The following is a 12246-nucleotide window of genomic DNA, read 5'->3' as shown; positions in this document are numbered from 1 at the left end:
CGTTCACGCAGCGTTCCAGAGCCAACTCCCGTACACGCTAGGAGTTCTCCCCCATGCTCTTTCTCCAGCACTCCCGCCGCGGCCGCGTCGCGCTGGCCGCGACCGTAGGTCTCGCCGCGGCGGCGGCGCTCGGCGCGACCGCCCAGGCCACCACCCCGACCGTCACGAAGGGCGCCCCGCAGGCGGCCGCCGCTCTCCCCAGCGGCATCGCGGCGCCCTACCTGTACCTCGGCTGGGGCACCCCGCCGTCCGCGACGTCCGTGATGTCGGCCACCGGCATCAAGCAGTTCACGATGGCCTTCATGCTCTCCGACGGCGGCTGTAACCCCAAGTGGGACGGCAACCGCGGCCTCACCGGCGGCACCGACCAGTCGACGATCAACGCGATCCGCGGCGCGGGCGGCGACGTCACCGTCTCTCGTTCGGCGGCTGGAGCGGCAACAAGCTCGAAGAAAAGTGCGCCTCGGCCTCCGCACTGGCCGGCGCCTACCAGAAGGCGATCACCGCCTACAAGCTGAAGTCCATCGACATCGACATCGAGGCGTCGGCGGTCGAGAACTCCACGGTCCGCAAGCGCACCGTGGACGCCCTGAAGATCATCAAGACCAACAACAGCGACGTGAAGGTCTACGTCACCTTCGGTACCACCCCCACCGGTCCCGACTCCAACGGCAAGGACCTGATCAAGAAGGGCGCCGCCGCCGGCCTGAACGCCGACGGTTGGGCGGTCATGCCGTTCGACTACGACCAGGGCGCCGTCGACATGGCCGCCACCACCAAGTCGGCGGTCGACGGCCTGAAGAACGCCGTCGCCAGTGCCTACGGGCTGTCCTCGGACGCGGCCTACCGCAAGGTCGGCTTCTCCTCGATGAACGGCATCACCGACAGCGCCGGCGAGAAGGTCACCCTCGCGAACTTCAGGTCGATGATCTCCTACGCGACCAGCCACCACCTGGCGCGCGTCAGCTTCTGGTCCGTCAACCGCGACCGCAAGTGCGGCTCGGGCACCGACCCGGACGCCTGCAGCGGCATCTCCCAGAACAGCTGGGACTTCACCAAGGCGCTCGCCGCCTACACCGGCTGACACCGCCCCCGCCCGAACTCCGCGCCCCGGCCCGCAGCTACGAGCTGTCGTCCGGGGCGCGGTCACGGGGTGCCGGGGTCATGAGGTGCAGGAGTCACGAGGCGTTGGAGTCACGAGGCGTTGGAGGCCGCTTCCCCGAACCGCCGGCAGCCGCGTGCCACCGCGTGCGCGACGCCGGCCGCGGCCAGTGCGGGGACGATCAGCATCGCCGGCCCGGGGCCGCCGGAGAAGAACTGCTCCACGGCGCCCTCGGAGGTGAACGCGTCGACGGTGCCCAGTTCCAGCACGAGCACCGCCGCCGCGGCGGCGGCCGGCGCCGCTCCGCGGGCGAATGCCCAGCGCGGCGGCAGACAGACCAGCAACCCGCCGGCCAGGCCGCCGCAGACCGCTCCGAGCGCGCCGCCGACGATCGGCCCGAGGGCGAGATACGTGTACTGGCCGTACTCGGTGAGTTCGAAGAGGCTGCCGCCCAGCGCGCCGCCGAGCAGCCCCGCGGCCGCCAGACAGAAGAACAGCGTCCACCGCCAGTCGGCCGGGCCGTGGTCGGAGCCGTAACCGGGCCCCTCGTCCACTGTCGTCGCCACGCGGGGCACCCTCTTTCATCCGCCGCCGTCGTCGGATGGATCAGACTGCACCGCCGGTGCCCGCGGGATCAAGTGCGTGACTCGTTCGGGGTACTTATGGCCAATCGTCCGTCAAGCAGCCGCAATGTCCCCTGTGGACCTGGCCAGTGCGGCGGCCTCGCCACGGGTGCCGACACCGAGCTTGTGCAGGATGTTGGCGACGTGGAACTTCACCGTGGACTCGCTGATGTGCAGGTCCGCGGCGATGGCCCGGTTGCGGTGTCCCAGCGCGAGGTGTTCGAGCACCTCCGACTCACGGCCGCCGAGCGCGGCGAGCGGATGGACGGCCGGGGCGGCGACCGGTCCCAGCGGGACGGTGCCGGTGACCGTGGTGCCCCAGCCGGGGACCGCGTCGAGGACCAGCCGGCCGCCGAGGGCCGTGAGCCGGTCGTTGACGCGGTGGACGGTGAGCGCCTCGGGAGCCGGTGAACCCGGCCCGTCGTCGCGGACGGTGAACCGCAGGTTGTCGTCCTCGACCTGCCAGCCGACGTGGATCCGGCCCAGCTCCTCCTGCTCCAGCATGGCCAGCACCACCGCGCGGGTCGCCGCGCGGGCGGCGTGCGCGATGTCGAGGGGCAGCGACCGCGTGGAGTCCGGGGCGCGCAGGTCGAGTCGGACCGGCCCGTACCGCACCAGCGGGTCGAGTTCGGCGGCGATCCGGGCGAACGCGGCGTCGGCGGGCTGCTCGGCGAGGTCCTGTTCGCGGCCGGCCCGCCGAGCGCAGTTCGATCATGGCGGAGACGGCGAGCTCGGTGGCGGTGCGGCGGGCGGTGGCGTCGTCCAGGTTCCTGGAGCGCAGCGTGCCGAGCAGCCCGGTCAGGACCGCCGCCTGCGCTTCGCCGAGCTCGGCGATGACCCTGGCCCGCTCACCGGCCGTGGCGCGGGACCGGGCGGCCTGCGTGGGCGCCGCTTCGCTCGCCCGGTAGTCCAGGTGGACGCCGACCAGGTCCCACAGCCGCTGGACGACCCGGACGGTGGCCGCCGGCAGCGGCCGCACGGGAGTGTCGATGAGGACCAGCAGCGCCCCGTTGCTCGCCGCGGAGGCGGAGGCGGCCGCGAAGACCTGCCGGGTGGCGCCCGCCACGACGGCCTCGCCCTGCCAGGGGCGGCCGACCGGAACGACACCGGCCAGCCGGCTCAGCTCCGCGCTGGTGATCCGCTCGGTGACCTCGGCCGCGCCCGAGGTCTTCATCGGAAAGTGCGCGCAGTACCCGGTGAGCTTCGCCGCGGCCCGGTGCGGGATCAGGCCGTCCAGTACCGCGGACAGGGTCGGCAGGGTCTGCCCGAGCGGAGCCCGGATCACCTCCAGGGCGACCGTCAGGGCGTGTTCCGGGTCGGTCCAGGCGCTCGATTCCATAACGTCGACCGTACTGGGCGCACTGCCGGTTCCGACTGGTCTTTCGGACAGGTGGGACCGCCCGAAAGGCGGGGCGGGTCCGCGGGACGCGGGAGCCAGGCTGTGAGCACGACGACAAGCCGGGCCCGAACGGTTCGGCTCACCTTTTCGAGGAGTACTCCCATGACGAAAGCCATCGCGTTCGCGACCTACGGCGACGCCGATGTCCTGCGGCCGACCGATGTCGACGTACCCGATCCCGGTCCCGGCCAGGTGCGCGTGGCTGTGCGAGCCGCCGGGGTGAACCCGCTCGACGCGAAGATCCGCAGCGGTGCGATGTCCGCCGTCTTCCCGGTGGAACTGCCCCACGTACCGGGCCTGGAGGCGTCCGGCACGGTGGAGGCGGTCGGCGAGGGCGTCACGGGCCTGGCGGTCGGTGACGCGGCCGGCGGCCCTGAGCGGGTGGTGACCATCGCCGACGCGCAGAACGCCGCCGTCCACCAGGTGCGCTTCTCCGGCGGCGGCGGTCCCGGCCAGGACCGCACGGAGGCGGCGCTGGCCGGCGCGCTGGCGCTGCACGCGGACGGCGCGCTGCAGGTGCGCATCGCGGCCACGTACCCGCTGGCGGACGCCGCCGAGGCGCACCGCGCCAGCGAGCACGGCCACCACACCGGCAAGATCGTCCTCACGGTCGGCTGACCGGAGGCCTGAGCGGGGCCGCGGCGGGGGGGGACCCCCGCCGCGGCCCCGCTCAGAAGACCGACTCGGCCTCGTCCATCCGCTCGTCCGGAACCCGCTTCAGCTCGACGACCGCGTCCGCGAGCGGCACCATCTCGATCTGGGTGCCGCGCAGCGCGGTCATGTGCCCGAAGGCCCCCTTGTGGACGCCTTCCACCGCGTGCCAACCGAAGCGGTTGGCCAGCACCCGGTCGTAGGCCGTGGGGACGCCGCCGCGCTGGACGTGGCCGAGGATGACGGGGCGCGCCTCCTTGCCGAGGCGCTTCTCCAGTTCCACGGCGAGCCGGGTGCCGATGCCGCCGAACCGCTCGTGTCCGAACTTGTCGACCGCGCCGACGCCGTAGTCCATGGTCCCCGCGGCGGGGTGCGCGCCCTCGGCGACGCAGATGACGGCGAACTTCTTGCCGCGCGCGAAGCGCTCCTCGACCATCGCGACCAGGTCGGCGGGGTCGAACGGCCGCTCCGGGACGCAGATGCCGTGCGCGCCGCCTGCCATGCCGGACTCCAGGGCGATCCAGCCCGCGTGCCGGCCCATCACCTCGACCACCATGACGCGCTGGTGGGACTCGGCGGTGGTCTTCAACCGGTCGATGGCCTCGGTGGCAACCATGACGGCGGTGTCGAAGCCGAACGTGCGGTCGGTGGCGGAGATGTCGTTGTCGATGGTCTTCGGCACGCCGACGACCGGCATCCCGGCGTCCGACAGCATCTTGGCGGCGGTCAGGGTGCCTTCGCCGCCGATCGGGATGAGGGCGTCGATGCCGTACTGGCGGCACAGCTCCTCGGCGTTGTCCGCGGCCTCGCGCAGCCGCCCGCGCTCCAGGCGCGCCGAGCCGAGGATGGTGCCGCCGCGGGCCAGGATGCCGCTGACCGAGTTGAGGCCGAGCGGCCGGAAGCGGCCTTCGAGCAGCCCGACGAAGCCGTCCTCGAAGCCGATGACCTCGTCGCCGTGCCCGGTGAGCGCGCGGTGCACGACCGACCGGATGACGGCGTTGAGGCCGGGGCAGTCGCCGCCTGCGGTGAGGACTCCGATACGCATGGGCTGGTCTCTCCTGGATGGTTCGGGGTCTGGGGTGCTGCGGGGGCGGAGGTCGGGTCGGACCCGCGGGACCGCGGGTCCGGATCGACATACTCCATGTCCACCTCGACACAGGCTGGATTCGCCGCGACGCCCCCGCCCGGCGGCTTGACCGTCGCTCCTCCCGCATCACGCTATTTCACCCTATGGGAAGCATGGAGTGATGCGTACCGCCCCGCGCCCCGGGGACGCGGAGCGGTCCGGGCGGATGAGTACGGTCCCGCACCACGCTTGCGGAAGGCCAAAGTGTCGCTGCCGGGTTCTGAGCCGGGGCCATTGTCCCCGGTGAACGGGCGGATGGCATCGTGAGGCGGGCCGATCGTCACCGCGGCGCGTGCCCGGTGTCGGCAAGCGACGGCACCAGCGTCGCGTTAGCGTCTTGGGGTAGGCACGAACCGGAAAGCGGCGGCGGGATCCAGCCCCATCGGGAAGTGCGGATCGAGAAGCGGCGAGAGCAGTAGTGATACAGCAGCGATGAAGAGCAACCCAGCGCGACGATGGATCGGAGAACGCGCGTGACGCGCAGCGTCTATGTAACGGGGATCGGCCGCGGCGACGGCCGCCAGGTGGTCGAGCTGGGGGTGATGGAGCTCCTGACCCGGCAGGTCGACCGGGTGGGGGTGTTCCGGCCGCTGATGCACGACGGGCCCGACCGGCTGTTCGACCTGCTGCGCAGCCGCTACCGGCTGACGCAGGACCCGTCCACGGTCTACGGCATGGGGTACGAGGCGGCGGCGGCGCTCCAGGCCGAGCAGGGGCAGGACGCGCTGACCGCCCGGCTGGTCGAGGGCTTCCACGAGGTCGCCCGGGAGTACGAGGCGGTGCTGATCCTGGGCTCCGACTTCGCGCAGACCAATCTCCCGGCCGAGCTGGGCATCAACGCCCGGCTCGCCAACGAATGCGGCGCCTCCGTGCTGCCGGTGGTCGGCGGCATCGACCAGACGGCCGAAGCGGTCGTCTCCGAGGTCCGCAACGCCTGTCTCGCCTACACCAACCTCGGCTGCGACGTCATCGCCGTGGTCGCCAACCGGGTCGACCCGGCGGAGGCCGCCGAGGCCGGCCCGCCGGCTCGCCCACCGTCCCGAGGTGCCCGTCTACGTCATCCCCGAGGAGCCCGCGCTGTCGGCGCCCACGGTGACGCAGATCGTCGAGGCACTCGGCGCGGACGTCCTGCTCGGCGACGAGGCCGGGCTCTCCCGCGACGCGCTGGACTTCGTCTTCGGCGGCGCGATGCTCCCCGCCTTCCTGCCCGCGCTGACCCCCGGCTGCCTGGTGGTGACCCCCGGCGACCGCGCCGACCTCATCATCGGCTCGCTCGCCGCGCACTCGGCGAGTGCGCCGCCGATCGCGGGCGTGCTCCTCACCCTCGACGAGCGGCCGGGCCCGGACATCCTGGCGCTGGCGGCACGGCTCGCGCCCGGCACCCCGGTGATCGCGGTCGCCGCCGGCAGCTTCCCCACCGCGGCCGAGCTGTTCGCGCTGGACGGCAAGCTCGGCGCGGGCACCCCGCGCAAGGCGGAGACCGCGCTCGGGCTGTTCGAAACACACGTGGACACCGCCGAGTTGACGCAGCGGCTGTCGGTCGCGCGCAGCGAGCGCGTCACCCCGATGATGTTCGAGCACACCCTGATCGAACGGGCCAGGTCCGGGCGGCGGCGCATCGTCCTGCCGGAGGGCACCGAGGAGCGCATCCTGCACGCCGCCGAGGTGCTGCTGCGGCGCGGGGTGTGCGACCTGACCCTGCTGGGCGACGAGGACGCGATCCGCAAGAAGGCCGCCGACCTGGGCATCAGCCTCGACCAGCCGGGCGTCACCGTCGTCGACCCGCAGACCTCACCGCTGCGCGACCAGTTCGCCGGGCTGTACGCGGAGCTGCGCGCCCACAAGGGCGTCTCCTACGAGCTGGCCTACGACGTCGTCTCCGACGTCTCGTACTTCGGCACCCTGATGGTGCAGGAGGGCCTGGCCGACGGCATGGTGTCGGGCGCGGTCCACTCCACCGCGGCCACCATCCGCCCGGCCTTCGAGATCATCAAGACCGCGCCGGGCGCGGCGATCGTCAGCTCGGTCTTCTTCATGTGCCTGGCCGACAAGGTCCTCGTCTACGGCGACTGCGCCGTCAATCCGGACCCGGACGCCGAGCAGCTGGCGGACATCGCCATCCAGGCGGCGGCCACCGCCGCCCAGTTCGGCGTGGAGCCGCGGATCGCCATGCTGTCGTACTCCACCGGGACCTCGGGCTCCGGCGCGGACGTCGACAAGGTCCGCAAGGCCACCGAGCTGGTGCGCGAGCGCCGCCCGGACCTGGCCGTCGACGGTCCGATCCAGTACGACGCGGCCGTCGAACCGTCGGTCGCGGCCACCAAGATGCCGGACTCGGCGGTGGCGGGCCAGGCCACCGTGTTGGTCTTCCCGGACCTGAACACCGGCAACAACACCTACAAGGCGGTCCAGCGGTCGGCCGGCGCGGTCGCCGTCGGACCGGTGCTGCAGGGCCTGCGCAAGCCCGTCAACGACCTGTCGCGCGGTGCGCTGGTCCAGGACATCGTGAACACGGTCGCCATTACCGCCATCCAGGCGCAGGGCGAAGGAGACAGCCAGTGAGCAGCCCCGACGGCCAGGGCGGCACCCCGTCCCACGTCCTCGTCCTCAATTCCGGCTCGTCGTCCGTGAAGTACCAGCTGCTGGACATGGCCGTCGCTCCCGGCCCGGACGCGCGGCTCGCCTCCGGTCTCGTCGAGCGGATCGGTGAGGGCGAGGTCGCCGACCACGACGCGGCGCTGCGGATCATCGCCGACGAGCTGGACGGGCAGGGCCTCGGCCTGGACTCCCCCGAGCTGGCGGCGGTCGGCCACCGCGTGGTGCACGGCGGCACCCGCTTCACCGAGCCGACGCTGATCACCGACGAGGTCGTCGCGGCGATCGAGGAGCTGGTGCCGCTCGCCCCGCTGCACAATCCGGCGAACATCACCGGCATCAAGGTCGCCCGCGAGCTGCGTCCTGACCTGCCGCAGGTCGCGGTCTTCGACACCGCGTTCCACTCGACGATCCCCGAGTACGCAGCCCGGTACGCGATCGACACCGCGACGGCGGACGAGCACGGGATCCGGCGCTACGGCTTCCACGGCACCTCGCACGCGTTCGTCTCACGCGCCGCCGCGAAGCTGCTGGGCAAGGAGTCGTCGCAGGTCAACGTTATCGTGCTGCATCTGGGGAACGGCGCTTCGGCCTCCGCGGTGGCGGGCGGGGTCTGCGTGGACACCTCGATGGGCCTGACGCCGCTGGAGGGTCTGGTCATGGGCACCCGTTCGGGCGACGTCGACCCGGCGGTAGTCTTCCACCTGGCGCGCGTAGGTGGAATGACGGTGGACGAGATCGACACCCTGCTCAACAAACGCAGTGGCCTGCTGGGCCTCTGCGGTGACAACGACATGCGCGAGATCGGACGCCGCATGGCCGAGGGCGACGAGGCCGCCCGGCTGGCGTTCGACATCTACGTGCACCGCCTGCGCAAATACGTCGGCGCGTACACCGCTGTACTGGGCCGAGTGGACGTCATCGCCCTTCACCGCCGGGGTCGGCGAGAACTCCGCCGCGGTGCGCGAGGCGGCCCTGCGGGGCCTGAGCGCCCTCGGCATCGAGATCGACGGCGTACGCAACGCCGTCCGCGGCCACGTCGCGCGACTGATCTCCACGGACACCAGCAGCGTCGCTGTGGCCGTGGTCCCCACCGACGAGGAGCTCGAGATCGCCCGCGCCACCTACGCGTTCGCCCGACGTTGACCACGCTTCATACCCAAGACGCCCCAGGAATATTCCGGAGCGGAACAAACCCGATAGGATTGCGCCCATGCGCCGAGCAAAGATCGTTTGCACCCTGGGACCCGCCGTCGACTCCTACGACCAGCTGAAGACGCTGGCCGAGGCCGGCATGAACGTGGCCCGCTTCAACTTCAGCCACGGAACACACGCCGAGCACGAGGAGCGCTACCAGCGGGTGCGCAAGGTCGCCGAGGAGACCGGCCGCGCCATCGGCGTCCTCGCCGACCTGCAGGGCCCCAAGATCCGGCTGGCCAAGTTCGCCGACGGACCCGTCGAGCTGGTCTCGGGTGACGAGTTCACCATCACCGCGGACGAGGTCCCGGGCGACAAGACCATCTGCGGCACCACGTACAAGGGCCTGCCCGGCGATGTCAGCAAGGGCGACCCGATCCTGATCAACGACGGCAACGTCGCGCTGCGCGTCATCGAGGTCGAGGGCCCGCGCGTGCGCTGTCTCGTCGTCGAGGGCGGCGTGATCTCCGACCACAAGGGGATCAACCTTCCCGGCGCGGCCGTGAACGTCCCGGCGCTGTCCGAGAAGGACATCGAGGACCTGCGCTTCGCGCTGGCGATGGGCGTCGACATGGTCGCCCTGTCGTTCGTCCGCGACGCCTCGGACGTCAAGGACGTCCACCGCGTCATGGACGAGGAGGGCCGCCGGGTCCCCGTCATCGCCAAGGTGGAGAAGCCGCAGGCGGTCGAGAACATGGAGGCCGTCGTCATGGCCTTCGACGCGGTCATGGTCGCCCGTGGCGACCTCGCCGTGGAGTACCCGCTGGAGCGGGTGCCGGTCGTGCAGAAGCAGCTCATCGAGCTCTGCCGCCGCAACGCCAAGCCGGTGATCGTCGCGACCCAGATGATGGAGTCGATGATCACCAACTCGCGCCCGACCCGCGCCGAGGCCTCCGACGTCGCCAACGCCATCCTCGACGGCGCGGACGCGGTCATGCTCTCCGCCGAGTCCTCCGTGGGCAAGTACCCGATCGACACGGTCAAGACGATGTCCCGCATCGTCGAGGCCGCCGAGGAGGAGCTGCTCAAGCGCGGCCTGCAGCCGCTGGCGCCGGGCAAGAAGCCCCGCACCCAGGGCGGCGCCGTGGCCCGTGCCGCCGCCGAGCTGGCCGACTTCCTGGACGCCAAGACCCTGGTCGCGTTCACCCAGTCCGGCGACACCGCCCGCCGCCTGGCCCGCTACCGCGTCCCGGCCCCGGTGCTGGCATTCACCACCGACCCCTCGACGCGCAACCAGCTCGCGCTGACCTGGGGCGTCGAGACGTACGTGGTCCCGTACGTCGACAACACCGACGCCATGGTGGAGGTCGTCGACACCGAGATGCTCAAGCTCAAGGAGTACAACGCGGGTGACACCGTGATCATCACCGCCGGTTCGCCCCCCGGCGTCCCCGGCAACACCAACATGGTCCGGGTGCACCACCTGGGCGACGACCTCAGCAAGTAGTCGCACGGCCGCGCCCGCCCCGGCCCACGACGCCATCGCACAAGGCGTCGCGGGCCGGTTGCGCGGCACGGGAAACGCCGAGGGCGCCGACCCCAGTGGGGTTGGCGCCCTCGGCGTTCTTGCGGCTCCCGGACGGGCTTGTGGGGGGCTCCCCTTTACGGGTACGAACCCTCGGTGATGGTCTGGTGCAGGTTCTTGATGTGCAGCGTGCCGCCGAACTGGCCGGCCTGGCGGATCTTGACGTTGGTGAAGATCGCCAGCGGGACGTTGATCGGCGGCGGCGTGTCCGGGCTGAACGTCACCGGGATGAGGCCGAAGAGGTTGCCCTTCAGCTCCTCGGTGTACATCGTCACCGTGCCGTTCTGGATCGTCGACGTCGTGCCGGGTCCCTGCACGTGGTAGACGTGCCCGTCCGCGCTGACGATCTGGTGCAGGTCCTTGATGTCCAGCGAGCTCGCGGTGAACTTCAGGACCTTCTTCACCACGCCGCCGGCCGTCCTGACCTCGACGATGCCCTTGTAGTCCAGGCCCTTCAGCGTCAGCATGCTGGATTCCAGGTACCAGGGCTGGTCCGGCAGCGGCGCGGGGGTCTTCTCGTACGCGGCGTCGGCCAGTGCCTTGGCGTCGTGCGTCGGGCACGGGAACGGGGTCTTGCCGTCCGTAGGGCTCGGGCTCGCCGACGGCGTGGCGGTGGCGGTGGCGGACTTCGCGGGCGCCGGCTGGTCCGTCGCGTCGTCCACGGCCTTGACGGACTTCTCGGCCAGGGCGGCCGGGGAGGACGACTTCGCCGCCGGAGTCTTGGCGGGGGTCGTGCTCGGGGCCTTGGTCGGCGCCGTCGTGGGCGCGGTCGTCGGCGCCGCCGTCGTCGGCGCGGTGGTGGGCGCCGTCGTCGGGGTGGCGGTCTTGTTCAGACCGAGGACGTCCTTGATCGCGTCGCCGACACCCAGCGGGTCCCACGGGTTGACGGACTTCGTCGGGCTGGGCGTCGCCTTCGGGGCCGTGCTCGGAGCGGCGGCGGCGGGTGCGCTCTTCGGCGCGGCCTTCGCGGCGGTCGCGGGCGCGGTCGTGGGCACGGTCTTCGGCAGCGCCTTAACGGCGGTCTGCGGCTCGGCCGTGCTCGCCGACGGGCTGGGCGAGGAAGCGGGCTTGGTGCTCGGCGCGGCGCTCTCCGACGTGGAGGGCTTCGTGCTCGGCTTCGTGGTGGTGGCGTCCGGGGCGGGCGTGTCGGACTGGGTGACACACGGGCCGGGAGCGTACGGGTTCTTCGGCATCTCGTCGGCGAGCGCGAGATGCGGTGTTATACCCATGCCCATCAGTACCGCCGTGGGCATCGCGGCGATGGCTATCGCCTTGCCCGCGGGCATCTGGAGCTTGGTGAAGAGCGACTTGCGCGGCGCCGCGTGGCGCGGTGCCAATCTCGTACGGGGTCCGTCGCCGTGGGCCGGCAGAGCCTCGTCACCCCGCACTACGCCCTCCTATGGTCGTTGGTCGTCTCGTCGTCCGTGCCGGCGCCCGGCGACGTCGCGTGCTTCTCCATCTGCGGTGCGTACGCCTGCTGCTGCGGTACCGCGGCGTCATCGTCGACATACGCGCCGAGGGGCGCTTCGGGGGCCTTCTCCGGCTCGGCGGCCGCCGGAACACCGGGAGCCCAGGCAACGGCGAGCGATCCACCGATCAGAGCCAGCAGGAAGCCGATCAGGAACCCACCGAAGTTGGAAACCGGGATGGACACCAGTGCCAGCAGGATCGCGGCCACACCCGCGAAGATGCGCACGAGCGGCTGGAACCACATCGTCAGACCGAGCACCATCAGCAGGATGCCGATGACCAGCGAACCGGCGCCGGCGGTCGTGGACATCCGCACGGTGAGCTGGCCGAGCGTCATGTTCGCGTACGGGAAGTACGCGATGGGGATACCACCCAGGAGGGTCAGCAGGCCCGCCCAGAACGGCCGCTGCCACCGCCAGTTGCGGAACCCCGTGTGGGCGGTGTGGAAGGCATTTGGTTGGTGACTACGCAGCCCTGGCGACTCGGCACTCATGGAACAGCTCCCTGGGACTGGCTTTTGCGCCAAAAAAGTTGGAGGCGAGCCGGGTGCGGGGCGCC

10 protein-coding genes and 2 pseudogenes are annotated in these 12246 nt (G+C 71.5%); 7 read left to right on the top strand and 5 right to left on the bottom strand.

Annotated elements, in window-relative coordinates; genetic code table 11:
* Window positions 1-53: 53 nt before the first annotated feature.
* Window positions 54-518, top strand: coding sequence for a hypothetical protein (locus M2266_RS24930; protein ID WP_277440197.1), 465 nt, complete (start codon window positions 54-56; stop codon window positions 516-518).
* Window positions 519-580: 62 nt separating this feature from the next.
* On the top strand, window positions 581-1084 hold the full coding sequence (locus tag M2266_RS24925) for a hypothetical protein (protein ID WP_277440196.1): 504 nt from the start codon (window positions 581-583) through the stop codon (window positions 1082-1084).
* Window positions 1085-1194: 110 nt separating this feature from the next.
* Here the strand turns inward: M2266_RS24925 and M2266_RS24920 are convergent, their stop codons facing one another.
* Together M2266_RS24920 and M2266_RS24915 are read right to left on the bottom strand one after the other, a co-directional pair.
* Window positions 1195-1668, bottom strand: coding sequence for a hypothetical protein (locus M2266_RS24920; protein WP_277440195.1), 474 nt, complete (start codon window positions 1666-1668; stop codon window positions 1195-1197).
* Between the two features lie 111 nt (window positions 1669-1779).
* Complete coding sequence (locus M2266_RS24915) at window positions 1780-2340, bottom strand: LuxR C-terminal-related transcriptional regulator (RefSeq protein ID WP_277440194.1); 561 nt, start codon at window positions 2338-2340, stop codon at window positions 1780-1782.
* 98 nt (window positions 2341-2438) lie between these two features.
* Here M2266_RS24915 and M2266_RS24910 point away from each other — a divergent pair, with 98 nt between their 5' ends.
* The gene (locus M2266_RS24910; RefSeq protein ID WP_277440193.1) at window positions 2439-2633 is read left to right on the top strand and encodes a hypothetical protein; all 195 of its coding nucleotides are present in this window, start codon (window positions 2439-2441) and stop codon (window positions 2631-2633) included.
* A gap of 593 nt (window positions 2634-3226) precedes the next feature.
* Window positions 3227-3742, top strand: a complete 516-nt coding sequence (locus M2266_RS24905) for a zinc-binding dehydrogenase (protein ID WP_277440192.1) — start codon at window positions 3227-3229, stop codon at window positions 3740-3742.
* Window positions 3743-3794: 52 nt separating this feature from the next.
* Here M2266_RS24905 and M2266_RS24900 read toward each other — a convergent pair whose 3' ends face one another.
* Window positions 3795-4820, bottom strand: coding sequence for an ATP-dependent 6-phosphofructokinase (locus M2266_RS24900; RefSeq protein ID WP_277440191.1), 1026 nt, complete (start codon window positions 4818-4820; stop codon window positions 3795-3797).
* A gap of 554 nt (window positions 4821-5374) precedes the next feature.
* Here M2266_RS24900 and pta point away from each other — a divergent pair.
* The 3 genes and pseudogenes from pta (at window position 5375) to pyk (ending at window position 10140) form a co-directional block, all read left to right on the top strand.
* Window positions 5375-7463 (top strand): annotated as a pseudogene (gene pta / locus M2266_RS24895) (phosphate acetyltransferase).
* Window positions 7460-8642, top strand: a pseudogene (locus M2266_RS24890) (acetate kinase). Before pta ends, M2266_RS24890 begins: the two co-directional pseudogenes overlap by 4 nt.
* Window positions 8643-8709: 67 nt before the next feature.
* Window positions 8710-10140, top strand: a complete 1431-nt coding sequence (gene pyk / locus M2266_RS24885) for a pyruvate kinase (protein WP_277440190.1) — start codon at window positions 8710-8712, stop codon at window positions 10138-10140.
* Between the two features lie 155 nt (window positions 10141-10295).
* Here pyk and M2266_RS24880 read toward each other — a convergent pair whose 3' ends face one another.
* Together M2266_RS24880 and M2266_RS24875 are read right to left on the bottom strand one after the other, a co-directional pair.
* A complete protein-coding gene (locus tag M2266_RS24880) occupies window positions 10296-11606 on the bottom strand; it encodes a hydrogenase expression protein HypF (protein ID WP_277440189.1) in 1311 nt (436 codons plus the stop codon).
* Window positions 11606-12181: a DUF6114 domain-containing protein gene (locus M2266_RS24875; protein ID WP_277440188.1), complete on the bottom strand. Its 576-nt coding sequence runs from the start codon at window positions 12179-12181 to the stop codon at window positions 11606-11608. Before M2266_RS24875 ends, M2266_RS24880 begins: the two co-directional genes overlap by 1 nt.
* Window positions 12182-12246: the final 65 nt, after the last annotated feature.

Source organism: Streptomyces sp. SPB162 (genome assembly GCF_029504575.1).
Lineage (GTDB): Bacteria > Actinomycetota > Actinomycetes > Streptomycetales > Streptomycetaceae > Actinacidiphila.
The sequence above is the reverse complement of the archived record's forward strand: the minus strand, read 5'-3'. Positions and strand labels throughout refer to the sequence as shown.

Bases quoted from the DNA above. Each gene is read 5' to 3' on its own strand.
- M2266_RS24930 (WP_277440197.1), top strand. From the start codon at position 54: ATGCTCTTTCTCCAGCACTCCCGCCGCGGCCGCGTCGCGCTGGCCGCG.
- M2266_RS24910 (WP_277440193.1), top strand. From the start codon at position 2,439: ATGGCGGAGACGGCGAGCTCGGTGGCGGTGCGGCGGGCGGTGGCGTCG.
- M2266_RS24905 (WP_277440192.1), top strand. From the start codon at position 3,227: ATGACGAAAGCCATCGCGTTCGCGACCTACGGCGACGCCGATGTCCTG.
- M2266_RS24900 (WP_277440191.1), bottom strand. From the start codon at position 4,820: ATGCGTATCGGAGTCCTCACCGCAGGCGGCGACTGCCCCGGCCTCAAC.
- pyk (WP_277440190.1), top strand. From the start codon at position 8,710: ATGCGCCGAGCAAAGATCGTTTGCACCCTGGGACCCGCCGTCGACTCC.
- M2266_RS24875 (WP_277440188.1), bottom strand. From the start codon at position 12,181: ATGAGTGCCGAGTCGCCAGGGCTGCGTAGTCACCAACCAAATGCCTTC.